Annotated in this window: 24 protein-coding genes, 1 tRNA gene and 1 pseudogene; 17 read left to right on the top strand and 9 right to left on the bottom strand. The window is 70.1% G+C overall.

The features are described 5' to 3' along the window. Window positions 1-46: 46 nt before the first annotated feature. Window positions 47-1,261 carry a hypothetical protein gene (locus tag ACN26Z_RS03520; RefSeq protein WP_421459846.1) on the top strand — a complete coding sequence of 405 codons (1,215 nt, stop codon included), beginning with the start codon at window positions 47-49 and terminating at the stop codon, window positions 1,259-1,261. Between the two features lie 96 nt (window positions 1,262-1,357). On the opposite strand, the gene ACN26Z_RS03515 is transcribed toward ACN26Z_RS03520, so the two are convergent. Together ACN26Z_RS03515 and ACN26Z_RS03510 are read right to left on the bottom strand one after the other, a co-directional pair. Further along, on the bottom strand, window positions 1,358-2,407 hold the full coding sequence (locus ACN26Z_RS03515; RefSeq protein ID WP_421459845.1) for an NAD-dependent epimerase/dehydratase family protein: 1,050 nt from the start codon (window positions 2,405-2,407) through the stop codon (window positions 1,358-1,360). Between the two features lie 90 nt (window positions 2,408-2,497). Then, window positions 2,498-2,983, bottom strand: coding sequence for a DUF1772 domain-containing protein (locus ACN26Z_RS03510; protein ID WP_421459844.1), 486 nt, complete (start codon window positions 2,981-2,983; stop codon window positions 2,498-2,500). A gap of 194 nt (window positions 2,984-3,177) precedes the next feature. Here ACN26Z_RS03510 and ACN26Z_RS03505 point away from each other — a divergent pair. The 6 genes from ACN26Z_RS03505 to ACN26Z_RS03480 all read left to right on the top strand — a co-directional run bounded on the left by ACN26Z_RS03505 (window position 3,178) and on the right by ACN26Z_RS03480 (window position 5,868). Continuing rightward, window positions 3,178-3,249: transfer RNA gene (locus tag ACN26Z_RS03505), tRNA-Lys, on the top strand. Between the two features lie 147 nt (window positions 3,250-3,396). Then, on the top strand, window positions 3,397-3,672 hold the full coding sequence (locus ACN26Z_RS03500) for a type II toxin-antitoxin system Phd/YefM family antitoxin (RefSeq protein ID WP_131306469.1): 276 nt from the start codon (window positions 3,397-3,399) through the stop codon (window positions 3,670-3,672). Beyond that, window positions 3,669-3,926 carry a Txe/YoeB family addiction module toxin gene (locus ACN26Z_RS03495; protein WP_282240385.1) on the top strand — a complete coding sequence of 86 codons (258 nt, stop codon included), beginning with the start codon at window positions 3,669-3,671 and terminating at the stop codon, window positions 3,924-3,926. The genes ACN26Z_RS03500 and ACN26Z_RS03495 overlap by 4 nt, the downstream gene beginning before the upstream one ends. Window positions 3,927-4,377: 451 nt before the next feature. Continuing rightward, window positions 4,378-5,079 (top strand): hypothetical protein, encoded by a 702-nt coding sequence (locus tag ACN26Z_RS03490; protein WP_282240386.1) that lies wholly within the window; start codon window positions 4,378-4,380, stop codon window positions 5,077-5,079. 193 nt (window positions 5,080-5,272) lie between these two features. Further along, on the top strand, window positions 5,273-5,557 hold the full coding sequence (locus tag ACN26Z_RS03485) for a type II toxin-antitoxin system Phd/YefM family antitoxin (RefSeq protein WP_282240387.1): 285 nt from the start codon (window positions 5,273-5,275) through the stop codon (window positions 5,555-5,557). Then, a complete protein-coding gene (locus ACN26Z_RS03480) occupies window positions 5,557-5,868 on the top strand; it encodes a type II toxin-antitoxin system RelE family toxin (protein WP_421459843.1) in 312 nt (103 codons plus the stop codon). The genes ACN26Z_RS03485 and ACN26Z_RS03480 overlap by 1 nt, the downstream gene beginning before the upstream one ends. Before the next feature lie 72 nt (window positions 5,869-5,940). Here ACN26Z_RS03480 and ACN26Z_RS03475 read toward each other — a convergent pair. After that, window positions 5,941-6,108: pseudogene (locus ACN26Z_RS03475) on the bottom strand (hypothetical protein); the annotation flags it as partial. 178 nt (window positions 6,109-6,286) lie between these two features. Here ACN26Z_RS03475 and ACN26Z_RS03470 point away from each other — a divergent pair. Genes ACN26Z_RS03470 through ACN26Z_RS03460 form a run of 3 tightly spaced genes read left to right on the top strand, consistent with a single transcriptional unit; the run spans window position 6,287 to window position 7,721 of the window. Beyond that, window positions 6,287-6,625, top strand: coding sequence for an ArsR/SmtB family transcription factor (locus tag ACN26Z_RS03470; RefSeq protein ID WP_421459842.1), 339 nt, complete (start codon window positions 6,287-6,289; stop codon window positions 6,623-6,625). Beyond that, window positions 6,622-7,098 (top strand): SRPBCC domain-containing protein, encoded by a 477-nt coding sequence (locus tag ACN26Z_RS03465; RefSeq protein WP_421459841.1) that lies wholly within the window; start codon window positions 6,622-6,624, stop codon window positions 7,096-7,098. Before ACN26Z_RS03470 ends, ACN26Z_RS03465 begins: the two co-directional genes overlap by 4 nt. Continuing rightward, window positions 7,095-7,721, top strand: a complete 627-nt coding sequence (locus ACN26Z_RS03460; protein ID WP_421459840.1) for a dihydrofolate reductase family protein — start codon at window positions 7,095-7,097, stop codon at window positions 7,719-7,721. Before ACN26Z_RS03465 ends, ACN26Z_RS03460 begins: the two co-directional genes overlap by 4 nt. A 10-nt stretch (window positions 7,722-7,731) precedes the next feature. Here the strand turns inward: ACN26Z_RS03460 and ACN26Z_RS03455 are convergent, their stop codons facing one another. After that, window positions 7,732-8,757: a sodium:calcium symporter gene (locus tag ACN26Z_RS03455; protein ID WP_307871026.1), complete on the bottom strand. Its 1,026-nt coding sequence runs from the start codon at window positions 8,755-8,757 to the stop codon at window positions 7,732-7,734. Between the two features lie 141 nt (window positions 8,758-8,898). On the opposite strand from ACN26Z_RS03455, the gene ACN26Z_RS03450 reads away from it, so the two are divergent. Next, a complete protein-coding gene (locus tag ACN26Z_RS03450; protein ID WP_421459839.1) occupies window positions 8,899-9,669 on the top strand; it encodes a hypothetical protein in 771 nt (256 codons plus the stop codon). On the opposite strand, the gene ACN26Z_RS03445 is transcribed toward ACN26Z_RS03450, so the two are convergent. Next, window positions 9,650-10,096 carry a DUF4345 domain-containing protein gene (locus ACN26Z_RS03445; protein ID WP_282240393.1) on the bottom strand — a complete coding sequence of 149 codons (447 nt, stop codon included), beginning with the start codon at window positions 10,094-10,096 and terminating at the stop codon, window positions 9,650-9,652. The genes ACN26Z_RS03450 and ACN26Z_RS03445 overlap by 20 nt on opposite strands. Next, a complete protein-coding gene (locus tag ACN26Z_RS03440) occupies window positions 10,093-10,914 on the bottom strand; it encodes an NAD(P)H-binding protein (RefSeq protein ID WP_421459838.1) in 822 nt (273 codons plus the stop codon). Before ACN26Z_RS03440 ends, ACN26Z_RS03445 begins: the two co-directional genes overlap by 4 nt. A gap of 147 nt (window positions 10,915-11,061) precedes the next feature. Here ACN26Z_RS03440 and ACN26Z_RS03435 point away from each other — a divergent pair, with 147 nt between their 5' ends. Beyond that, window positions 11,062-12,045 carry an AraC family transcriptional regulator gene (locus ACN26Z_RS03435; RefSeq protein WP_093403889.1) on the top strand — a complete coding sequence of 328 codons (984 nt, stop codon included), beginning with the start codon at window positions 11,062-11,064 and terminating at the stop codon, window positions 12,043-12,045. Here the strand turns inward: ACN26Z_RS03435 and ACN26Z_RS03430 are convergent. After that, window positions 11,966-12,685 (bottom strand): TetR/AcrR family transcriptional regulator, encoded by a 720-nt coding sequence (locus ACN26Z_RS03430; RefSeq protein WP_421459837.1) that lies wholly within the window; start codon window positions 12,683-12,685, stop codon window positions 11,966-11,968. The two genes, ACN26Z_RS03435 and ACN26Z_RS03430, sit on opposite strands and share 80 nt — an antisense overlap. Before the next feature lie 95 nt (window positions 12,686-12,780). Here ACN26Z_RS03430 and ACN26Z_RS03425 point away from each other — a divergent pair, with 95 nt between their 5' ends. Both ACN26Z_RS03425 and ACN26Z_RS03420 read left to right on the top strand, forming a co-directional pair. After that, window positions 12,781-13,494: a DUF4386 domain-containing protein gene (locus ACN26Z_RS03425; protein ID WP_421459836.1), complete on the top strand. Its 714-nt coding sequence runs from the start codon at window positions 12,781-12,783 to the stop codon at window positions 13,492-13,494. Between the two features lie 145 nt (window positions 13,495-13,639). Continuing rightward, window positions 13,640-14,125, top strand: coding sequence for a hypothetical protein (locus ACN26Z_RS03420; RefSeq protein ID WP_396887217.1), 486 nt, complete (start codon window positions 13,640-13,642; stop codon window positions 14,123-14,125). Between the two features lie 11 nt (window positions 14,126-14,136). On the opposite strand, the gene ACN26Z_RS03415 is transcribed toward ACN26Z_RS03420, so the two are convergent. Both ACN26Z_RS03415 and ACN26Z_RS03410 read right to left on the bottom strand, forming a co-directional pair. Continuing rightward, the gene (locus ACN26Z_RS03415) at window positions 14,137-16,515 is read right to left on the bottom strand and encodes a glycoside hydrolase family 65 protein (RefSeq protein WP_421459835.1); all 2,379 of its coding nucleotides are present in this window, start codon (window positions 16,513-16,515) and stop codon (window positions 14,137-14,139) included. A 78-nt stretch (window positions 16,516-16,593) separates the two neighbouring features. Then, window positions 16,594-17,391, bottom strand: a complete 798-nt coding sequence (locus ACN26Z_RS03410; protein WP_421459834.1) for a prepilin peptidase — start codon at window positions 17,389-17,391, stop codon at window positions 16,594-16,596. A gap of 583 nt (window positions 17,392-17,974) precedes the next feature. Between ACN26Z_RS03410 and ACN26Z_RS03405 the strand changes: the two genes are divergently transcribed. The 3 genes from ACN26Z_RS03405 to ACN26Z_RS03395 are packed head-to-tail and all read left to right on the top strand — an operon-like array spanning window position 17,975 to window position 20,218. Next, window positions 17,975-18,544: a hypothetical protein gene (locus ACN26Z_RS03405; protein ID WP_093403882.1), complete on the top strand. Its 570-nt coding sequence runs from the start codon at window positions 17,975-17,977 to the stop codon at window positions 18,542-18,544. Next, window positions 18,538-19,497 carry a hypothetical protein gene (locus tag ACN26Z_RS03400; RefSeq protein WP_373870677.1) on the top strand — a complete coding sequence of 320 codons (960 nt, stop codon included), beginning with the start codon at window positions 18,538-18,540 and terminating at the stop codon, window positions 19,495-19,497. Before ACN26Z_RS03405 ends, ACN26Z_RS03400 begins: the two co-directional genes overlap by 7 nt. A 58-nt stretch (window positions 19,498-19,555) precedes the next feature. Further along, window positions 19,556-20,218: an SAF domain-containing protein gene (locus ACN26Z_RS03395; RefSeq protein WP_093403880.1), complete on the top strand. Its 663-nt coding sequence runs from the start codon at window positions 19,556-19,558 to the stop codon at window positions 20,216-20,218.

Below are 20,218 nucleotides of genomic sequence, written 5' to 3'. Positions count from 1 at the left end.
CACGACCGGGGCACAGGTTCGTTGACACAGGACCTAGCATCACGGGGTGCGCCTCAGATCCTCAATTGCCGCGGTCGCGTTCGGCGTCGCCATCGCCAACCTGGCCGCGTGCAGCCCGTCCGTGCCGAGCGCCGACCCACGCGGCGCGCAGGCCCCGGCGAGCGGCGCTTCCGCGACGCCGAGCACGGGGCAGGCACCGGGCGCGCAGGCCACCCCGGCGGCCCAGACCGGCTTGGGCAGCAGCCCGGCCAGCAGTCTCAGCCCCACCCCGCCTGGTGCGTCCAAGGGTGCACGCGGCACCGGCAACCCGACCGGACGGGTGACCGTACCGGCGGCCGGGAAGGCGGTCGACACGTCGAAGCCGACCCGTACCGTCGGCAACGGCACCGCCGACAGCTGCACCTCCGCCGCTGTCATCCGGGCGGTCGCGGCCGGCGGGATCATCACCTTCGACTGTGGCCCCGACCCGGTGACCATCCGGATGACCGCCACCGCCAAGGTGCGCAACGCCAACGGCCCGCAGGTGGTGCTCGACGGTGGCGGCAAGGTCACCCTGAGCGGGCAGGGTAAGCGGCGCATTCTCTACATGAACACCTGCGACGCGTTGCAGGGCTGGACCACGTCGCACTGCGACGACCAGGACCACCCGCAGCTGACCGTGCAGAACCTCACCTTCGCTGACGGCGACTCCACCGGGCAGCGCACCGAGGGCGGCGGCGGTGGGGCGATCTTCGTCCGGGGCGGCCGCTTCAAGGTGGTCAACTCGCGCTTCGTCGACAACCGCTGCGACCGCACCGGCCCGGACCTGGGCGGTGCCGCGATCCGGGTCCTCGACCAGCACGACGACCAGCCGGTGTACGTGGTCAACAGCACCTTCACCGGCGGATCCTGCGCCAACGGCGGCGCGTTGAGCAGCATCGGCGTGTCCTGGGTGGTCCTCAACAGCGTGCTGCGGGACAACGAGGCGGTAGGTGAGGGCGCCAACCCGGCCCGCTCCGGCACGCCTGGCGGCGGCAGCGGCGGGGCGATCTACTGCGACGGCAACAAGTTCTCCGTACGCCTCGCCGGCACGGTCGTCGAGGACAACGACGCCCGGGAGGGCGGTGGGGCCGTCTTCTTCGTCAGCAACGACCGCACCGGCACCCTGCGCATCGAGAACTCGACCCTGCGCCGCAACCCCAGCCACGGCTTCCAGACCTACCCCGGCATCTTCTACCAGGGCTCCGGCAAGCCCACCTTCACCGCCTCCACCATCCGCTGACCCGTCCATCATTCTCGGTTGATCAAGAAGTTTGCGTCACCGTCGAGGTGGTTTTTCGACTCGAAGCTCTTGGTCAACAGCGGCGGCGGAGGCGGGTCAGTAGGGGTTGCCCTGGCCTGCGGGGAGGGTGGGGGAGATGGACAGGGGTGGGCTGGCGGTTCCGGCGCGCTCGGCCAGGCCGGTGAAGAGTTCCCGCAGCGCGGTGACCGCGTCGACGCTCGGGCGCCAGCCAAGCTCGGTCTCGGCCCGCTCGCTGGACATCAGCGGCGCGTTGAGGGCCAACTCGACCCAGCCGGCGTCGACCGGTTGCAGCCGCGCCCGCCAGGTGAGCGCCGCAGCGGCCCGCAGCACCGGGGCGGCCACCGGCACCGTCCAGCCGTGAAAGTGCCGGGCCACCAGCTCGGGAGTCAGCACCGGGTCCGCGGCGACGTTGAAGGCGCCGCGGGCGTCGCCCATGACCGCGCGGGCGTACGCGTCAGCCACGTCGTCGGCGTGTACCACCTGCATCCGCAGCCGCCGGTTGGTCGGCACAAGTGGCAGCCGGCCAAACCGCAGCAGCCGCACCGGTGCCAGCGGGCCGAGGAAGTACCGGCTGATCTCGGTGCCGGCGTCCCGCTGAAAAATCAACCCAGGACGCAGCCGGACCAGCCGTAGCGCCGGATGGCTCCGCTCGATCCCGTCGAGCATCTCCTCCACCGTCGCCTTGTCCCGGCTGTACGACGACCCGGGCACCCCGGTGGCCGGCCAGCGCTCGCTGACCGGCATGTCCTTCGGACCGGGTGCGTAGGTGCCGACCGACGAGGCGTACACCAGGGCCGGCACCCGGGCGCGCAGCACCGCGTCGACCACCGCCCGGCTGCCCCCGACATTGGTACGGCGCAACACGTGCTGGTCGTGACTGGGCTGGATCTGCCAGGCCAGGTGCACCACCGCATCGGCACAGGCGAAGACACCGGCCAGCTCATCCGCCGCACCGGCCAGGCCGATGTCGCAGGAGTGCCACCGCACCGCGTCGTACGGCTCACCCGCCCCCGCCGGCGGCAGCCGCCGCGCCACCCCGACGATCTCCACACCGGGCTCGCGCCGCAACCGGCGCAGCACCGCCGAACCGACGTTCCCGCTCGCTCCCACGACCACGATCCGCATGCCCGGTCCGTACCCGGTCAGCCGCTTTCCAAGCGCAGCAGCCAGCCCGCCGTCGCCCGCCGATCCCGGGGTGCCGCTGACACCGGTCGCTCAGCGGGCGAGCAGCGCGCCGATCAGGCACGCGAAGGCAGCGGCCGAGCTGACCGTCCGGACCAGATTCCACCGCACCCACGGCCCCTCGAACCACCGCCGTACCCCCGCCAGGTCGTCGATCCCGTCGACCGGCCCGGCGGCTTCCAACCGGTTGTTGAGCGGCACGTTGCACCGGCCGGTGACACCGAGGGTGACCAGATGGCTGACCAACGCGGCGACGAGCCAGCCGAGCACCGCACCGCCGGTGCCGAGATACCCGACGACGGCCACCGCCACGAGCAGCGGCCCACCGAGAAACGCCGACAGGAACCAGCCGTTGATGATCTTCCGATTGATCGACTGCATGGTGCCGACCAGGGTCCGACCGTCGGTCGCGGCCAGACCCGGCATCACCGAGCAGGCGTACGCGAAGAACAGCCCCGCCACCAGCCCGGTGGTCAGCGTGGCCCCGGCCAGGACGGCGAGGCGGATCGGCTCCGACATCTGCGGCACCTCCAGGACGCAGGGCGGCCCGGCAGGACGCGAGGCAGCCTGGCCAACGACGAGTCCGAGCGTCGACCCAGCCGATCCTGCCAGCCGACGTCCACCCCGATCTCACTGGAGCCGCCACCAGGCATCGACGGCGGGCCGGAAGCCGCGAGCCCGCTCCCGTCGGTGTCCGGTAACCTGAGCGGCGCGGGCCGCTAGCTCAATGGCAGAGCTGTGGACTTTTAATCCATAGGTTCAGGGTTCGAGTCCCTGGCGGCCCACTCTTACGCAGCTCAGCGGCCTTCGCGGGGCCTTCGGCCGCGATCTTGGCTCGCACAGCAGCACCCGTGGATCCATCGCCAGCTGAACCAGGGACGAGAACCGCGCCGCCCGAGGTACAATTTTCTGTACCTACCCCGGAGGTGGTCGTGCGGACTGTGAACTTCACCCAGCTACGCCAGAACCTGGCCGCTGAACTCGACAGCGTCATCAACGACGCCGAGGAAGTGGTGGTTACCCGGTCTGGCCACGAGCCGGTGGTGATCGTGTCGCTGGCCGAGTACGAGTCGATGAAGGAAACCGAATACCTCCTACGCAGCCCCAGCAATGCCGCAGCCCTACGCCGGTCGATCGCCGAGCTTGAGCAGGGCGACACGGCCGAGCGGGAGCTGACCGACCCGGACACCGCGCGGGACGTCGCGTGAGGCTGGTCTTCACCGCGACAGCCTGGAGCCAGTACCTCAGCCACACCGACCGCAAGCTGATCAAGCGCATCAACGACCTGATCGCGGACGTGATGCGCAACGGGTACGAGGGCATCGGCAAGCCGGAACCCCTGCGGGGAGAGCTGTCCGGCTTCTGGTCCCGCCGGATCGACCGCGAACACCGGCTGGTCTACCGCATCACCAAGGACGACGTCGAGATCATCGCCTGCCGATACCACTACGGCGACCGGTAGCGGACCGGCCGGAAGCGGGAGCGTCGGCCGTCCCGACCGAGTCCGCACGTCCTACCGGTCCAGCGCGCTGTGAGGATCGAGGCTCTCCGGAGCACCCAGGGGCCACACGACAGCGTGAAACGTCGGCAACCACGGACGAACGACGTGAGCCGACGAGCAGGCGCGACCAGGATGCGAAGCGGGCAACCGCAGGTCATGCGACCGCCCATCGGAGTTCCGCTGCAACGTCTGACACTCGGGCTGGGTAACGACGGGCGCGGGCAGCATCCATCGACTCCGGTGCACCGCTGATGCAGCTCAGCCCCGCATGGCGCAACCCGCCGGGCGGCCACGTGCAGCAAGCCGGTCGATCACCCGACAAAGACTGACCACTGGGATGAGGCGGTGCCAGCCGCTTATATCCAACATGTAATCATGCCCTGACGATGTTCGTAAAACACCCTCTAAATTCGTGGAACTACCTGAAACCCTTGCAATAGGGGACGTGTCGATTGAAGGTCAAGCATTGCGCCAGAATGACCGCCGCCGAACAACGAACAGTATTGGCTGGGCCGAACGGGCAAGTCTCGCCTTCGCCATTCTTGGTATAATAGCTGCCATTGCCAGCGCCTTTACGGCGAGCGATCGAAAAGGTCAACCAGAGCCAACTCCCCCATCCCAATGGCTCACTCCCGTGCTTATCGCGTTCCTCATTGCAGTCGCCATAGCGGTAGTGGCCGTTGCTTGGCTCGCGGCGCATTCTGCCATCCGACGGAGGGAGCGCAGAAAAGATGTCGTAGAGTTACTGATCTCCAAGGGGGGCGAAGTCGAAGAGACGGGCTTTAGTACTCCTGCTCAACAGCTATACGTGAACATGGTGGAGCAGTACTCCAAGTCGCTCGTCGATGCGGCGCGGCAGGCATTCGAACGAGATGGCTCTGACGTCGTCTCGCAGAGACATGTCCAACGGGCCGCTGAATTTTTGGGGACTGGGTCCGTGTCCCGCCGAGGGCGTCACATCGGCGCAATTGGTGGCGTTCTGCTGGGCACAGGCCTTTCCGTCTGGAGCGACATCCTCATCGACAAGAAGTACAATCCCGCAGCTCTTGTGATATCACTAACGGTATCCTTAATCGGGGTAGCCTTTGTTGTCTATAACTGGCTTAAGGACTAGGCGTTAGAACTTTACGTCTTAAATGACAGGCAAGGCGGCGTGAGTGGCCAAGGTGGACAGAGCCCGTCGAGGTGCACTGCGGCATCGCACGCGTCTCGTGTGGCTGGGACCCAGCAGTGAGGCAGCAAGAAGGCAGCACGAGCTCCGATGCAGCAAGTGGTCATAATTCTGACCAGTTGCTAGAGTGGTCGCTATGGAGACCATTCCGATCACCGAAGCCAAGGCCCGGATCGCCGAGCTGGCCGACCGGGTCGCTCGGGAGCACGACCACTTCACGATCACCCGCAACGGCCGTGCCGATGTGATGCTGATCTCGGTCGCGGAGTACGAGTCGATGCGGGAGACGCTCGACCTGCTCTCCGACGACGAGGCCCTCGCGGATCTGCGCCAGTCGCGGGAGGATTTCGCCGCCGGCGACACGTTCTCGATGGACGAGGTTCGCGCCGAGCTGGAACGGCGCCGCGGTAAGGCGGCCTGATGCCTCCGCAAAGCGGGCGGCGGGACGACGCCCGGGAGGCAGCCAGCCCGTACACGGTGGTGTTCTCCCGGCAGGCCCGCCGCAACCTGCACGAGGACCTACCGCTGGAGGTCGCGGTCGCGGCAACGGAGACCATCCAGCACGCGATCGCGGTCAACCCCTATCGGGCTGGCAAACCACTCGACGAGCCCTTCGACGGCTTCCACTCCGCCCGCCGTGGCACGTACCGGGTCATCTACCGGATCAACGAAGCCAAACGCGTCGTGGAGATCCACTCAATCCGCCACCGGCGAGACGCCTACCGCTTCTAGGGGCCACGCCTGGAAACGCGCTTCATTGGGCTGACCCGCCCATCGGCGGTGGTAGCGGGCCACCGGCGACGGTCACGACTGGTTCGAGCGGTGAGGCCTCCGACCCACGTACTCTCTGACCTGCGGTTCTTGGTCCATGCCGCAGTCGTCATGCGAAACCGGTTGATCGACGATCCGGTACACCAGGCGGCGCTCCTGATCGAGGCGCCCCGACCAGAAGCCTGACCAGTTGCCCCGAACTTGCTCCGGTTCCCGATGCCTGACGGCCGTTGCGCCGGACGTCCCCGGTCAGGGTATTTGTACAACCGAGCCGTCGGCGCAGCGCGCAGGTTTTTCACCTGGCGCGGCGCGGACGCCGCGTGCGCACCTGAATACTTAGCCGTTGCGCTAAGTATCGTCGTAGGGGATACTTAGCCACATGGCTCAGTATTCGGCGCAGCTCGACGGCGTGTTCGGGGCTCTCGCCGACCCGACGAGACGCGGGGTCCTCCGCCGCCTCGGCCGTGGGCCGACGACCGTCGGTGAACTCGCCAGCGAGTTCCCGATGACCCTTCCTTCGTTCATGAAGCACGTACGGGTCCTCGAGTCCAGCGGGCTGATCCAGACGGCCAAGGCCGGTCGGGTACGCACCTGTGTGCTCAACCGGGAGCGCCTCGCCGTCATCGACCACTGGCTCGCCGAGCAGCGCCAAGTCTGGGAAGAGCGCACCGATCGCCTCGAACGCTTCGTCACCGACCTTGAGGAGCACCAAGAGTGAAACCCGACCTGGACCTGTCCGTGGAGCGGGTCATCCGCGCACCCCGCCTCACCGTCTGGAGGGCGTGGACCGACCAGTCCCGGCTGGCGAAGTGGTGGGTTCCGGCCCCTGCTCACTGCCGCGTCGACCGCTTGGACGTCCGGCCCGGCGGCGGGTTCGTGACCCGGCTGAGCGACGACGGCGGTGAGTTCGTCCCGCACATGGACGCGACCTTCCTGGTCGTCGACGAATACGAGCGGATCGTGTTCACGAACGCCGTCGACAGCGCCTGGCGGCCCGCGAGCCCTGTCCCGGTCGCCATGACCGCCGAGGTCACTTTCAACGACCATCCGGACGGCACGGACTACCGGGTCGTCGTCCGCCATGGTGATCCCGCCGCTCGCGCCCGTCATCAGGAACTCGGCTTCGCCGACGGCTGGGGCTCGGTGACCGCCCAGCTCGCCGCATTCGCCGAAAGTGAGGAGACACGATGAAGATCGCCCTGACCGAGTTCGTGACCCTCGACGGGGTCAGCCAGGGTCCCGGCTCGCCGACCGAGGATCCGAGTGACGGCTTCACCCGGGGCGGTTGGCTCGTGCCCTACCTGGACCCGCTCTTCGTCAAGCGCACCTCCGAATGGCTTGATCTTGCCGACGGTCTGCTGCTGGGGCGACGGACGTACCAGGCGTTCGCCCGCGACTGGCCGCAGATCACCGACCCGAACGACCCGTTCACGGAACGGATGAACTCGCTACCGAAGTACGTCGTCACCAACACCCTCACCGAGGGCAGTTGGCGTCCCGTGACGCTACTCCACGGCGACCCGGTCCAGACCGTCGGGCAGCTCAGGACGCAGCCGGGACGGGAGCTTCAGATTCACGGGAGTGCGCGGCTCGGCAAGGCCCTGTTGGCGGCCGGTCTGGTCGACACGCTCCGGCTCGTCGTCGCTCCCACCGTGGCCGGTTCCGGACGGCGTCTACTGGACCACCCGAGCGCTCCCGTCGGCCTGCGACTCGTTCACCACGAGGCGACGCCGAACGGTCTGCTGCTTGTCGAGTACGCGCAGGTCGGCGTCGCGCCGGTGGCCGAGTACGACGGCGTCACGGCGTTCGTCTAGATTCCGGCCCTCAGCCGGGCCGCAGAAGCAGCAGCGCGACGGTGGCCAGGTAGATGATCGGGATGGCGGCCCCTTCGAAGCCGATGCCCCGGCGTTCCCTGATCAGCAGCCCGGCGGTCAGCGTGGCCGTCATCAGCGTGGTCATGCCGGTGAACAGCAGCCCCGACAGGTTCGCCTCCGAGTAGATCGACCCGGGCCGGTAGGCGGCGTCGGCGAGGAAGATCATCAGAGAGTCGAACGCGTTGCCGCCGAGGATGTTGCCGATGCCGAGGGTCAGCGCCCCGATGCGGACCGCCGCGATGAGCGTGATCAGCTCCGGCAGCGAGGTGATCGCCGTGGTGATGGTGAAGCCCACGAATCCGCTGGGCAGGCCGGAGGCGGCGACCACGCCGAGCCCACCCTGACCGATCAGGTAGCCGGTGGCGGCCACGACAGCCGCCAGCGCGGCAAGTCGGAGCCACAGCCGACGCAGGCTCATCCCGGACGTCTCGGCAGCCGGCTCGTCCTGACGGGTCTCCGTGGTACGCCGGGCGAACCACATCGGTTCCCGGCGGAGCCGGCGCAGCAGCACCAGACCGTACAGGTAGATGACCGGGATCAGCAGGCTCGCCGGGTGCACCCAGAGCACTGTGAGTTCAGGCGTGGCGTACGCCACCACGGGCAGGCAGAGCAGCGCCACCAGCACGACCGCCTGCAAGACGTTCTCCAGAGACGCCGCCGCGTGCTCGATGTTCGAGCGGCGGTACAGCAGGTCTGCGATGGCCAGCCACACCGTCTGCACCGCGATGCCACCGATCGGGTTGGCGAGGGCGAACTCGGCATCCTGCCGAACCGACCCGATGATCGTGGTGGCGATGCCGGGCAGCGAGGTCACCGCACCGAGCAGAAGGGCGCCGGCCACCGCCTCGCCCATCCCGGTCCGGTCGGCCAGTTCGTCGGCCGTCCGGACCAACGCCCGGCCGGCGGACAGGATCGCCGCGAGGGCGGCGACCAACGCGACCACGCTGGGCAGGAGCGGCCAGGTACCGGTGATCACGAGAGGTCGCCTGAGGGTTGTTCGAGAGCCATGCCTCCCCCCGTACCCATCTGGCGGGATTTTGCGCAGCAGCAGGCCAGGTCCTGGTCTGCCGTCGACGCGTCAGTGATGGGGTGCGAACGTCTGTCAGACTCGCTCGGCGTGAGACATCAGCAGATTCTGGACAAGCTCGCCGCACCGGCCCTCGTCCGCGCGTTGAACGAGGATCTGGCCCGGTGGGTGGGCTGGCAGCTGATTGCCGTACCGGACGATCACCGCGAGCTGGCGCGACGGGTCGTTCCACCGATCCTCACCCGCTGGCGGTGCCTGCTCGACGCCGACGACACCGCTGCGGCGACCCGGCACCGTGGCTGGGTGGCGATGGCGGTTCTGCTGCACCGGTACGGCCTCGCCGATGAGGCTGTCACCGCCCACGCGTCGGCTGCCATCGACTCGCTCAACCGCGACGTCGTGCTCTCCGACGCCTTCGCCCGGCAGTCTCCGGCCATCAAGGACTTCCTGGCCACGCCGCCGACTCCGCCGACACGCCGGCCACGCCGGCCCAGAACGCTGACGCTTCTGCGACCCGGAGACGTGGTGTCCATCCAGGTGGGGTCGAGCTTCCACGCTGCGTTCGTACGCGACGTCGCGGGCGGTAACGAGTACCCGATCGTCGAGTTCTACGCCGGCCGTTTCGACCGGGCACCGACGTTCGACGAGTTGTCCGGCCGGGATGCCGCCCGCGACCGTGGCCAGGCCCGGTTCGGGGTGGTCGGGCTCACCTACCTGCCCGACCCCGCCAACCAGGTCCTGGCCCTCGCCTCCGGGCAGCAGCAGCCACCGGTGGGCACCGATCCCGGGCCGGGCGAGGGCCGCTACACGATGACCGACATCATCCGGCTGCAACACGCCATCACCCGCCTGTTCCAGTGAGCACGGGTCGTCGGTCGTACCGCAGGACGAGCCGGCCGCAGACGACGCCGAGGATCAACTCGACCACTGTGGCGGCAACGAGCCCGGCGGCCGGTGGCCCGTCGAGCGCCATGCCGAGCAGCCGGGACAGACCGTAGGCCAGATAGACCACGGCACCGACCAGGGCGGCGGGGTAGGTCAGCCGTCGGACGTACCCGCCGAGCATGACGAGTACGCCGGTGGCCAGCAGCGCCCCTCCGGCACCGCGGGCCTCGCTGAGCAGGCTGCTGTTGCCCGCATACTCGATGCCGTTTCCGGCGTGGAACGTCGCCGGAACGGTCAGCAACGCTCCACCGATGACGATCGCGACCAGTCCGGCGACGGTCAGGCCGATCCTTCCGGGTGGAGGGGCGGGTGGTGCTCCGGTAGGTGTGTTCCGGCCGCTCACCGCTGCCACGTCCCGGCAGCGACGGCCCGTCGGCAGACATCGGCGAAGTCAACCGGTTGCCGGTCGAGTGCCTGGTGGACGCCGTCGCCGAGGCTGGCGTTGCGCCCGTCGAAGACCTCCACACAGAGGTCGGTGAGGAGCCGGGCGTGCTCCGGCCCGACCTGTCCGACCAGGCCGTCGTGGAACTGCTCGGCGGTGACCGGCAGGTAGCGCACCTCCCTACCGGTGGCCTCGGTGATCTCCGCTGCCGCCTGGTCGAAGGTCAGCAGGCGAGGGCCGGTGACCTCGTACGCCCGCCCGTCGTGCCGGTCGCCGGTGAGCGCGGCGACGGCGACGTCGGCGACGTCGTCCACGTCGACGAACGGCTCGGCGACCCGACCCGCCGGCAGCGCGAGCAGGCCGTCGTGGACGGACTGCGCCAGCTGCCCCTCGGTGAAGTTCTGCGTGAACCAGCTGGCCCGCACGATGGTGTACCCGAGTCCGGAGCCCGCGACGATCGCCTCACAGCGCTGCGCACCCGCCTCTCCACGACCCGACAGCAGCACCAGCCGGTGCACGCCCGTCTTACGGGCGACGTCGGCGAACGCCTCGACCACGTCGGAGGCCTGCGGGGCGGCCAGATCCGGGAAGTAGCACAGGTACACGGCGTCGATGCCGCGCAGCGCGGCCGACCACGTCTCCGGCCTCGCCCAGTCGAAGGGCTGTTCGCCACGGCGGGAAGCCTGCCGCACCGGATGTCCGAGGCGGATGAGGCGGTCGGCGACGCGTCGGCCGGTCTTGCCGGTCGCGCCCGTGACGAGTACTGACGGTCGGGACATGGGTGGCTCCGTTCCGGAGAGGATTGCTTTTCGCTGCCAACCCAGCCTGATGCGGGTTCGATGGTGGAACAATGATCGTGCTGCCGGATTTCTTTGCCTGTCGTCCAGCCGCTAGGACGACGGGCACATCTGCGAGAGCCTTGAGCGATGTGGACGACACCGGCCTGCGAGGTCGCGGCATCCAGTGACCCACTCGGCGAGACCCTGCATCTCCTCCGGCTCACCGGCACGCTGTACTGCCGCGCCGAGCTGACCGCACCGTGGGGCGTGGCGGTGCCGGCCCTGCCCGGTTGCATGACGTTGCAGGTGGTCACGGCTGGGCGGTGCTGGCTTGAGGCGGACGGCGTCGAACCCCGCCTGGTCGGGCCGGGCAGTCTGACGCTGATCCCGCACGGCATTCCGCACCGCTTCCGCAGTGATCCGCAGGCGTCGACCGAGGCACTCTTCTCGATTCCGGTGCAGCGGCTCAGCGAGCGTTACGAGATCATGCGGTACGGCGGTGGCGGCGAGCTGACCCAGGTCACGTACGCGGTGCTGCGGCTGGACCACGTCGCGGCGCAGCGGATGGTCGCTCAACTGCCGACCGTGCTGCACCTGGACCGGTTCGACGACGAGACGGGGTGGTTGCACAGCACGCTCCGGTTCGTGGCCAGCGAGGCGCAGACGTTGCGTCCGGGCGGCGAGACGATGCTCACCCGGCTGGCGGACGTGCTGGTCATCCAGACGATCCGCGCCTGGTTGGATGCCGCACCCGAGGCGCGCCAGGGATGGCTGGCGGCGCTGCGTGATCCCCAGATCGGGCAGGCCCTCACCGCGCTGCACCGTACGCCCGAGCGGGACTGGCGCGTGACCGATCTGGCCCGGGAGGCGGGCATGTCCCGGTCGGCGTTCGCCGCACGCTTCACCGCGCTGGTCGGCGAACCCGTCATGCGGTACGTGGCCGCGTGGCGACTGCAACTCGCCCACGACCATCTCGGTCGTAGTGACGAACCACTGCCGGTGGTGGCGCGGCGGTTCGGCTACCAGTCGGAGGCGGCGTTCTGTCGTGCCTTCAAGCGGGCGTACGGGGTGCCGCCGGGCCGGCTGCGCCGCGAGCCTGTTCCAGACCGTCGAAGAGCAGATCGAGGGTGAACTCGAACTCGGTCTGACTGTCACACCAGCCCAGGGTGGGGTCGGTGGCGTCGTGCAGCTCGGCGGCCACCATCGCGGCCAGGTGGGGCAGCTGTGCGGACAGCGCGGCCAGCTCCGCCTCCGCCGCGTCGGCGTCGACCTCCGCGCCGGCGGCAGGCTGGAAGACCTCCTGGGCGAAACCGAGAGCCAGGCTGCCGAACGCGTGCAGCGCCCGGTGGGCGATCCGGTACGAGAAGCCGCCGTCGATCAGGATGGCGAGGATGCCTTCGTAGTAGCCGTACACCCCGCCGGGAATGGTCGAGCGGGAAGTGAGCAGGGCGGGTGCCCACGGGTGCCGCAGCATGACCGCGCGTGCGGCAAGGAAACGTGACCGTAGCCGGGTACGCCAGTTTCCGCCGGCCGCCTCCGTCTCGGCCTGGTCGGCGGCCGTGACGATCTCGGCGACCACGGCATCGACGAGGCCGTCGAGCAGCCCCTCCTTGCCGGGCAGGTGGTGGTAGAGCGACATCGCCTCGACGCCGAGGTCGGCGGCGAGCCGGCGCATCGTCAGCGCCGCCATCCCCTCCGCGTCAACCAGCGCGATCGCGGCGACCAGCGCCCGGTCACGGCTCAGCGGCTCCCGGCGTCTTCTCGCTCCCATGCGGCTCCCATCTTCCCTTGACCTTACAACGTATGGTTGCCTTACGACGTAAGGCTGATCTCGCCACCAGAGCTGCCGCAACCGAAGGAGCCACCATGCATCCGCTGATCCGCACCGCCCGGACGACCGGGCTTTTCTACCTTGGGCTCGGCATCGCCGGCGCACTGGGCTTCCTCACCATCCGACCCATGATCTTCGAGTCCGGTGACGCCGACGCGACCCTCGCCAACCTGGTCGCCAACGAGTCACTGGCGCGCCTCGGAGTGGCGTTCGAACTGCTCGTCGTCCTCACCCAGACGCTGGCCGCCGTCTGGTTCTACCGGCTGTTCCGTACCGTCAACAGCACCGCCGCCGGCAGCATCGCCGCCTTCGGCATAGTCAACGCCGTTGCCATCCTCGGCAGCGCCGCCATGCTCGGGACCGCGGTCGCGGTGGCCACCGGCGAGGCCGGTGGGGCCGCCGACACGGTCCAGCTGCTGTACCTCGTCAGCGAGAACCTGTGGGCGGTGGGCGGACTCTTCTTCGGCCTCTGGCTGATGCCGATGGGCTGGTGCGTGCTGCGTTCGGGTTGGTTGCCCCGGGCACTCGGCTGGATCCTCGTCGCCGGTGGTGTGGGCTACGTGCTGATGACGTTCGTCGGGTACCTCGCCCCCGACGCCGGGATCGTCGGCGACCTGCTGGTGGTCCCTGCGACCGTGGGCGAACTCTGGATTCTCGGCTACCTGGTCGTCTTCGGCGTCCGGAAGCAGGCACTCACCGAGACGCCGCGAACGACGCCGACCGCGCCGCTCGCCGCCTCACCCGCCTGACCGTCCCGGCCGGCCCGGTTCGGGTCGTGCCCCCGCCCGGGTACGCCCCAGCCGGGGCCGGCCGTCCCGCCGTGTCGTTGATCCGGTTGTGCCCGCCACCCGCCGGTGACCACGGTGGGGGCGCCGAGAAGTCCGGAGGACGCCGATGACAAGCGAACGCGAGACCGTCGAGGTCGACCCCGCCCTGTTCCAAGCCGTCTACGACTCGCCCGCCGCACTGCCCGGCCGGCACCGCTGGACCACACCGGAGTCCGACGTACGGCGGATCGAGAAGCTGCTCAACATGCCGCCCCGGACCATCGGCGCGCCCCTGTGGGTCAGCGGCGACCAGCCGGACTGCCCGAAGTGCGGTCGCCGGATCACCTGGTACGACATCGTCGCCTCGGCCCTGAAGGGCGTGCACGACCCGATGATGATCGCGACGGTGATCCTCGGTGACCGCCGCTACGTCAACACCGGCCTGCCCGCCGCCATACCCGGCGTACGCTGCGCCGACTGCCGGTCACCCATCGAGGGGCTGCGCAGCTTCAAGTGCCACAACTGGGCGTACGCCTTCGAGGAGCTGGCGGCCGTGCGGCAGCGGATGTCCGGCGGCCCGGTCCACGGTGACCAGGGTGAGCCGGTCCACTGACACCCGTGCGGTCAGCGGCGGGCCGGCCGACGGCCGGGTGGGGATGGTGGTTCGGGGCCGAGGTCGGGTAGTGGGGGCATGGGTCGGGTGGTCGGATGGTCGGCGGTCACCCGCAGCCGCTCACCGTGGTGCCACAGCTCGATCGCCACGCCAGCCTCGGCGTCCGGCAGCTCGTAGCGGGCCTCGTCGGCGGTCAGCGTGACGTGCAGCCGGTGGCCGTGCCAGAGCAGGCTGAACGCGAGGCGGTCGATCCGGTCGGGCAGCCGCGGGTCGAACGACAACAGCTCCCGGTCGTCGCGCAGGCCGCCGAAGCCCTGCACCAGCGCCAGCCAGGCCCCGCCCAGCGAGGCCAGGTGCAGCCCGTCGCCCGTCTTGTCGCCGAGATCCTCCAGGTCCTGGAGCACCGACTCGGCGAACAGGTCGTACGCCAGGTCGAGGTGGCCCAGCTCGGCGGCGAGCACCCCCTGCGGTGCGGCGGACAGCGACGAGTCCCGCACCGTCCGCGCCTCGTAGTAGGCGAAGTTGGCAGCCTTCTCCTCGGCGGTGAACTCGCCCGGACAGCGCAGCATCGCCAGCACCAGATCGGCCTGCTTGACCACCTGGTGCCGGTACAGCTCCAGGTAGGGAAAGTGCAGCAGCAGCGGATAGTCGTCGTCGCCGGTGTCGGCGAAGTTCCACTCCGGCCGGTCGGTGAACCCGGCCGCCTGCTGGTGCACCCCGCGCTTCGGGTCGTACGGCATGGTCATCGCCTCGGCGGCGGCCCGCCAACCGGCCACCTCGGCCGGGTCCACGCCCAGCCGGCCGGCCGCCTCGGGGTGCCGCTCGACGGCGTCGGCCGCGCCGCGCAGGTTCCGCCGCGCCATCAGGTTGGTGAACAGGTTGTCGTCGACAAGTGCGGCGTACTCGTCCGGGCCGGTCACTCCGACGATGTGGAAGCTGCCGTCGTCGGTGAAGTGCCCGAAACCGTGCCACAACCGGGCAGTGGCCACCAGCAGGTCCAGCCCGGGGCCGGTCAGGAAGTCCTCGTCGCCGGTGGCCGCGACGTAGCGCAGGACCGCGTCGGCGATGTCGGCGTTGACGTGCAGCGCGGCGGTGCCGGCCGGCCAGTAACCGGAGCACTCCCGGCCGCCGATGGTCCGCCAGGGAAAGGTGGCGCCGGTGAGCCGCAGTTCCGCCGCGCGGTCGTACGCCTGCGGCAGGTGCGCGTACCGCCAGCGCAACGCCGACCGGGCCACGGCCGGCGCGATGTAGGTAAGCACCGGCAGCACGTAACCCTCGGTGTCCCAGAGCACGTGACCGTCGTAGCCGTTGCCGGTCAGCCCCTTGGCGGGGATGGTCCGGTCGCCGTCCGCGCGGCCCGCCTGGATCAGGTGGAACATCGCGAACCGGATCGCCAGTTGCAACTCGTCGTCGCCGTCGAGCAGCACGTCGGCGGTACGCCAGGCGTCGTCGAGGGCGGCACGCTGCTCGGCACGCAGATTCTCAAAGCCGACCGTACGCGCCGCGTCCGCCTCGGCCGTCACCTGCGCCCCCAGTTCCTCGACGGACGAGTCGGCAACGGACGCCCACTCGTACGCCGCGTACTTGGTCAGCCGCACCCGCTCGCCGGGTCGCAGCGGCCCGGCGAGGGTCAGCCGGATCCGATCCGGGCTGGCGTCGGCGTCGGTGGTGACGTGTGCCGGTGCCAACAACCGGTGCGCGACCGCGACGGCGACCCGCTGCTCGCTGCGCTCGGTCCGGTGCACCAACAGCGCGTCGACACCGTCGACGCGGTGCAGTTCGGCGGTCAGTGGGTCCTGGATCAGCGAGGCGGCCCGGGGGTCGTCGGCCCGCTCGGGGACATGCTCGTTGGCCAGCAGGTCCGCGCAGATCCGCAGGTCGACCGGCCCGTCCAGGGGTTCCACCGTCCAGTGCACGGCGGCGACCCGGCGGCGGGGCAGCGACACCAGCCGGGTGCTGCGTACCCGTACCCCGTCGCCGGCTGGCGAGATCCATTCGGTGAGCCGTTCGATCACCCCGGCCCGCAGGTCGAGCACCTGCTCGTGGGCGAGCACCGTGCCGGTGCGCAGGTCCAGCGGCTCGTCACCGACCCAGAGTCGTACCAGCGTGGCGTTCGGCGGGCTGATCACGGTGTCGCTGAGCTGCGGGAAGGCGTAGCCGTTCTCGGGGTAGGTCAGCTCACGGCGTTCGTGCAGCCCGTTGAGGTAGCTGCCCGGCATGTCGACCGGCAAGCCCTCGTCGAGGGTGCCGCGCCAGCCCAGCCATCCGTTGCTCAACGCGAAGACCGACTCGGTCTCGCCGAGCCGGTCCAGGTCGTCCCAGGTCCGCCGGATCCGCCACCGCTCGTCGGGCTGCGGCTCGTCCGTTCGCTGGTCAGGGGTGGGGTGCACAGTACCTCCAGGACTCTCCGACGGTCCCTGCGAGCTGACAATTCCCCACCGCCCGGTTCACCACACCAGCAGCGTCGTTCACCACACCAGCAGCAACGCGGCGAGCGTGCCGAGCACCAGGTACGGCCCGAACGGCAGGTGGCTCGACCAACGGGCCCGACGGCTCACCAGCAGGCCCAGGGCGACGAGTCCGGACAGGGTCAGCGCGAGCAGCAGCCCGAGCACCGGCACACTCCAGCCGTACCAGCCCAGGAGGGCACCCGCGCTCAGCGCGAGCTTGGCGTCGCCGATGCCGAAGCCTCGCGTACCGAGCAACAGGGTGGTGGTGGCGAAGAAGAGGGCCAGCCCGAGCCCGGCGGCGATGGCACGCAGCCATGGTGTCGCACCGGCCCCGGTCAGCGCGGCCAGCCCGAGCAGCAGCCAGGTGCCGACGGCGGCCGGCCAGGTCAGTCGGTTCGGCAGCCGGTGCACCGCGACGTCGATGAAGAGCAACGGCACCGCGAAGGCCAACCACCAGCCGGCGGCGGCCACCTCGACGGCGGGTGGGCGGGTCAGCAGCAGCGCGGCCAGGGCAGCCAGCGCGGCCAGTTCGACGGTGGCCGGCGGGGCACCGACCCGGGCGCCGCAGCCGCCGCAGCGGGCGGTCGGGCCGAGCGCCGGCCAGGGGCGGTGCGGGCCGATCGGCGCGCCACAGGCGTCGCAGCCGGTCCGGCAGGCGGTTCCCGGGGGTACGGCGTGCCGGGCGACGGCGTACCGGAGCAGTGGGGTGATCGTCAGCAGAGCCGAGGCGCGCGGCCACGACCGGGTGATGTGCCCGGGTGATGGATCATCCGGCGCGGCCGCCCGGGGCACCGGCGGAGCAGGTTGCCGGGTCATCTCGACCACCCCTTCACGGAGGGTAGTGTGCCCGGTCGGTTCGGGTGGCGGTCCGAATGTCCGACGCCGTCCGCCGCGCCGCCGCGCCGCCGTCGGCTCAGATGCCCGGAACGGGCAGATGGAATTCCCATAGATCGCAACTGGCGGCCAGTTGGCCCCTTTTTTGCCGGGGACGGATCGGACCGATTGCCATTTCCCGCCCTATTGCGACCAGCCGGTGGGCCGCCCACCCGGCGGTGGGATCGTCCGCTTCGCCACCCGCACCCGCCCGAGCCGCACCCCGGGTCGATCAACGCCGGCAATCTACCGGTAACCATGCGGCGCCACCACCATTCATAACTCAGAGTGTTCGAATGAATTGCCTCTGTTGCATCGGCCAGCGTCAGCCTATGCTCGCCCCTTGGATGTGACGCAACCCACGTCCGTTACCGACGAGCAGCCAGGCCAATGCGTTAGCAGGAGATCCACAAGAGCAAATGCGGCTGGGCACGAAACAGGGCCGGAAAGATCCGTCCGATCGCGCCGCCGCACGCCCGGCGACGCTGATTCGACGTCCGCCGGTCGGCACCGAGGAGGGCACGAGGTGCGAGCACGGCAGCTGAGCCGCTGGACGGCCGGCCTGGTCGCGGTGGCCACGGTCGGCACGAGCACCGCCTGCGGCAACACCCAGGAGACGTCCACCACCGCGACACCCGAACGGCACAGACCAGCCGGCGCCGAGCGGGCCGCCGAGGAGACGGCTGCGGAGAAGGCGGCGCTGGCGGCCTACTCCGGCTACCTCTCGGCGTCCCGCACGGCGAGCCGGCGCAGCGACCCACAGGAGCCGGCGCTGACCCGGTTCCTCGCGGACCCGCTGCTGACCAGGGTCCGGTTCAGCCTGCGGCAGGCCCGCCAGAACGGCGCGGTGAGCGCCGGCACGCTTCGCTCCGAAGGGCCCACCGTCATCTCGATGGACCTGGACGCCACACCCCCCACAGTGGAGATCCAGGACTGCGTCGACGCCAGCAACTACCGGCTGATCTACGTCGCCGACGACAAGGTCGTACCGGGCACCCGAGGCTCCCGCCACCTGGCCACCGCCACCGCGACCCGTTATCCCGACGGTCGCTGGCGGATCAGCACCGGCGCGGCCCACCAGGACCAGCCGTGCTGACCGGGCTGACCTACCGCCGCCGCCCGGCCGCCCCGCGTACCGGTGCCGTCCGGCGGACTCTGCTCGGCGGCGCGTTGGCGGTGCTGCTGGCGACCGCTGGCGCGGTTCCGGCGACCGCCGCCGACCCCGGTGCCGAATGCCCGCCGGCCCAACCGAACTGCAACGTCTGGGACGACGACCCGGGTACCCCAGGTGGCGGCGGCAACGGTGGGGACAACGGCAGCGGCGGCGACAACGGCGGTGGGGGCGGTGGCGGCGTCTGCCAGTGGGAGGGCCGCACCATCCCCTGCTACGACGACGTGCTCGGCTGGTTCAACAGCGGCGACGGCTGCTACTACAAGCTGGCCGAGCCGCAGCCGGAGGCGCCCGAGGGCCAGCAGTGGTACGTGCGTACCTGCTACGGCGGGGCGGTCGGTGACCAGCGGACAGTGCTGCTGGACGCGCCGCCGCAGGGCTTCGGCGCTCCGCCGGACCCGGAGGAACTGGCCCGTCGGGCGTTCGCCTCGATTACCCTGCGCGCGCCCCGCGCGTCGGTCGCGCCCCGCAAGTCCATCGGCCCCGGGCTGGTCGGTCTGCCGGTCTGGATGTGGGCCGAATGGGGTCGCGAGCAATTCGGCCCACAGAGCGCCACCGCCGAGGACCGAGGCCTCGAGGTGACGATTCGGGCCAAGGTGAACCGGGTTGTCTGGGACATGGGCAACGGCGACACCGTCACCTGCGCCGACGCCGGTACCGAGTACGAACGCCGGGGCCCGCACGCCGGACGACGCTCCCCCGACTGCGGCTACCACGACGGCTACGCCGAGGCCGGGACGTACACCGTCCGGGCGACCACGCACTGGTCGGTGACGTGGACCAGCAACGGCGGCGACAGCGGGAGCATCGGCGGTGTCACCCGCACCACGGGCCCGATCGTCATCCAGATCAACGAGCTTCAGGTGGTGACCCGGTGAGCGCGAGGAGTGAGCCGGTCCTGCGAGCCCCGCAGTCGCGAACGAAAGGTGTGACCCGATGAGCGTGGCGACCCGCAACGGAAACACTCCGGTGGATGCGCCGGTCGCCCCTCCCCGGGTGGTCCGCCAACGCCGGGTCCGGCCCGGGCTGCTCGGCCTCGCCGTCCTGCTGATCGCCCTCGGCGGCCTCGGTTCGGCGTTCGCGGTGACCTCGGTCCGGGCGACCGGCAGCTACCTGGCGGTGGCCCGGGCGGTCGAGGTGGGCAGCGTGCTCCGCGCCGACGACCTGATCTCGGTGCAGGTGGCCGGCGGGCAGGGACTCGAACCGGTGCCCGCCTCCCGGCTCGCCGACGTGATCGGGATGCGCGCCGCCGTCTCGCTGGCCCCGGGTTCCCTGCTGACGATGGCCCAGCTCACCGACGAACCACTGCTCGGCCCCGGGCAGCAGCAGCTCGCTCTCGGGCTGCGCGCGGCCCAGGTGCCGGCGCCGAAGCTGCGCCCCGGTGACCAGATACTGCTGGTCAGCACGCCGAGCAACGACAGCGGCGGAGGTTCGTCGTCCGGTGCCACCCGGTTCACCGCGACCGTCACCGACGCCGTCTCCACCGACGGACGGGACGAGGTTGTCGTCTACCTGGCGCTCGCTGTCCGGGACGTACCGGCCGTGGTGGCACTGGCCGCCCAGGATCGGATCGCGGTCGTACTGACCAAGGCGGCCTGA

Origin of the sequence: Verrucosispora sp. WMMD703 (genome assembly GCF_049178935.1) — a bacterium.
Classification (GTDB): domain Bacteria; phylum Actinomycetota; class Actinomycetes; order Mycobacteriales; family Micromonosporaceae; genus Micromonospora; species Micromonospora sediminimaris.
The sequence above is the reverse complement of the archived record's forward strand: the minus strand, read 5'-3'. Positions and strand labels throughout refer to the sequence as shown.

Coding starts and splice junctions, on each gene's coding strand:
- ACN26Z_RS03515 (WP_421459845.1), bottom strand. CDS start 2,407: ATGCGGATCGTGGTCGTGGGAGCGAGCGGGAACGTCGGTTCGGCGGTG.
- ACN26Z_RS03510 (WP_421459844.1), bottom strand. CDS start 2,983: ATGTCGGAGCCGATCCGCCTCGCCGTCCTGGCCGGGGCCACGCTGACC.
- ACN26Z_RS03485 (WP_282240387.1), top strand. CDS start 5,273: ATGGAGACCATTCCGATCACCGAAGCCAAGGCCCGGATCGCCGAGCTG.
- ACN26Z_RS03480 (WP_421459843.1), top strand. CDS start 5,557: ATGCCTCCGCAAAGCGGGCGGCGGGACGACGCCCGGGAGGCAGCCAGC.
- ACN26Z_RS03470 (WP_421459842.1), top strand. CDS start 6,287: ATGGCTCAGTATTCGGCGCAGCTCGACGGCGTGTTCGGGGCTCTCGCC.
- ACN26Z_RS03460 (WP_421459840.1), top strand. CDS start 7,095: ATGAAGATCGCCCTGACCGAGTTCGTGACCCTCGACGGGGTCAGCCAG.
- ACN26Z_RS03440 (WP_421459838.1), bottom strand. CDS start 10,914: ATGTCCCGACCGTCAGTACTCGTCACGGGCGCGACCGGCAAGACCGGC.
- ACN26Z_RS03435 (WP_093403889.1), top strand. CDS start 11,062: ATGTGGACGACACCGGCCTGCGAGGTCGCGGCATCCAGTGACCCACTC.
- ACN26Z_RS03430 (WP_421459837.1), bottom strand. CDS start 12,685: ATGGGAGCGAGAAGACGCCGGGAGCCGCTGAGCCGTGACCGGGCGCTG.
- ACN26Z_RS03425 (WP_421459836.1), top strand. CDS start 12,781: ATGCATCCGCTGATCCGCACCGCCCGGACGACCGGGCTTTTCTACCTT.
- ACN26Z_RS03420 (WP_396887217.1), top strand. CDS start 13,640: ATGACAAGCGAACGCGAGACCGTCGAGGTCGACCCCGCCCTGTTCCAA.
- ACN26Z_RS03410 (WP_421459834.1), bottom strand. CDS start 17,391: ATGACCCGGCAACCTGCTCCGCCGGTGCCCCGGGCGGCCGCGCCGGAT.
- ACN26Z_RS03395 (WP_093403880.1), top strand. CDS start 19,556: ATGAGCGTGGCGACCCGCAACGGAAACACTCCGGTGGATGCGCCGGTC.